Raw genomic sequence first — 2,032 nt, 5'->3', positions numbered from 1 at the left:
TTCGCAAAATATAATCTTAATGAATATATGAATCTTCCTAGCTCATATAGCCAACGCATATTTGAAATTCTAAAATCATGGGATGATAAGCCAGAAGTCATCATTCCACTAGCTGAACTCTATGAAATGCTTAAAACTCCAAGCTCACAAAAGAAAACTTTTGGAGAATTCCGGCGCAGAGTTCTTGAAAAAGCATACAAAGACATTCACAAACACACTTCATTGCGTTTTGAATGGGAGTCCATAAAGACAGGTCGAAAGGTTACTGCAATTCGTTTTGTTTTCTCAAAGCCTCGAAAAAATGAAATCCTAGAAAGCAAACAGGGCATACAAGAACAAAAGGAACAAAAGAAATCCAGCAAACAGCATCAAGCAGCTCTTGCTGCCATAAATTGCTACAAGCAGGGGAACTGCATCCCGAACAAATCATTGCGCTGCACAATTTGTAAACGGCTTTTTAATTTTGAATAGCGAAATATTAATTATTCTAGGCCTTTTGCTGGATAACGGTGACAAATTCCACGTTGGCCAGGATAACTAGGCTTTCACTTTCGAGAAACGAAAGCAGGACCGAGGGAGCCGAGGGCAATTTGTGTTACAAATTGCGTATCCTGCCAAATCAGAAAGCCCTCTTTAAAGCTTGATTTCTAGGGTGTTAAGCACAATGGGGATATGCATTTTGTAGCAGCAACAAAAACACGTGTAGCAGTCGCTCTTTCACGCGTAGCAGGCTTACAAATTGTTGTAGCACCTCGTTTTTTAGGTGTAGCAGTCTTACTTTTTGCTGTAGCAGGCTTTTTACCCCAAATTTTAAATCTGCGTGGCAGTTTTAGATTCGGCTTGGATCTGCTTCATCACGAGTTTGAATCTAAAGCTGTCACGCAGATCTTTTTTTAAGACCTAACTGCAATTCTAATCACCCTCTATTTCCCTCAAATTTAGCTCCTGTGCCTTTTTCTTTTTTTTTACGTCCCTATGTTCATTTTGATGTCAAAAAGATTTCTAGCGGTATTTCTGGCTTTTTTCAGGAGTCTTCCTTTCAAGGCTGCCTTAATTTTTCGTATGCAGTAACTTTTTCGTTCTCTAAACGCGAAGAGCTTTAAATTTTTTGTGTCAAATTAGGCCAAGGTAATTTTTGACCTCAGGATTCGCTACACGGTTTCTTTTCTTCGGGGTGGGGGAGGAGCAAAGCGACGGGCGGCGGACGGAGTCCGGGGCCTTTCTAACGCGCGCGCGTGCGCTCGAGCGCGCGCTTCTTTCTTTTCTTCTTTCTTTTCTTCTTTTCCCCCGGCTGGGAAGCCCCGCCAGCCGCCAACTTTCGAATTTAAAAGTGGCAAAATTCACGTGGAAAAGTGGCAAAATTCACGTGAAAAGGTGGCAAAAGTCACGTGAAAAGTGGCAAAATTCACGTGAAAATGGGTGGCAAAACTTGTTGAATGCCACTATTCTTTGTTACAGCTAAAAAAAGCCCACCTAAATGTCTCAAATTTAGATGGGCAAAATAGACCTTCAGGAGATCTAACATGAATAAAAAAGTCTTAAATCACTCTGGAGAAATCGTCAAAATGTCTAACGCACTAGCTAGGGGTCGATGGCTGCCAAAGTCGATCTATGAACCTCGTCTTATCGCGCAGGTAGCAGCTCGCGTCCACAAGGATGACCAAGAATTTAAAACTTATGAGATTCCAGTTACTGCAATTTTACAGGGAAAGGTCGACGGTAGGACTTATAAAATTCTTGCAGATGCCGCAGACAATCTTATGGGAAAGGTAATCACAGTGGATACAGACAATAAGAGAGGATGGATAAAATATACCATCTTCTCTTATTGTGAATATGATGCAAAAAATGGATGTATCCGAGCACGCTTTGACCCCGATCTAAAGCCTCATTATCTAAATCTCAAATCAAATTTCGCAAAATATAATCTTAATGAATATATGAATCTTCCTAGCTCATATAGCCAACGCATATTTGAAATTCTAAAATCATGGGATGATAAGCCAGAAGTCATCATTCCACTAGCTGAACT

3 protein-coding genes are annotated in these 2,032 nt (G+C 40.6%); all 3 read left to right on the top strand.

Annotated features, from left to right (window positions below; genetic code table 11):
• On the top strand, positions 1-471 hold a 471-nt coding region (locus tag FHP88_RS17360; protein ID WP_144360369.1), incomplete at its 5' end, for a replication initiation protein.
• 201 nt (positions 472-672) lie between these two features.
• On the top strand, positions 673-897 hold the full coding sequence (locus FHP88_RS17355; protein WP_144360368.1) for a hypothetical protein: 225 nt from the start codon (positions 673-675) through the stop codon (positions 895-897).
• A 626-nt stretch (positions 898-1,523) separates the two neighbouring features.
• The coding region (locus FHP88_RS17350; protein WP_144360367.1) for a replication initiation protein at positions 1,524-2,032 on the top strand (509 nt) is incomplete at its 3' end.

Origin of the sequence: Sedimenticola selenatireducens, assembly GCF_007625115.1 — a bacterium.
In the GTDB taxonomy this organism is placed as follows: Bacteria; Pseudomonadota; Gammaproteobacteria; order Chromatiales; family Chromatiaceae; genus Sedimenticola; species Sedimenticola selenatireducens_A.
Note: the sequence above shows the minus strand (reverse complement) of the source record. Positions and strands in the feature narration are given on the sequence as shown.

Coding starts and splice junctions, on each gene's coding strand:
- FHP88_RS17355 (WP_144360368.1), top strand. CDS start 673: ATGCATTTTGTAGCAGCAACAAAAACACGTGTAGCAGTCGCTCTTTCA.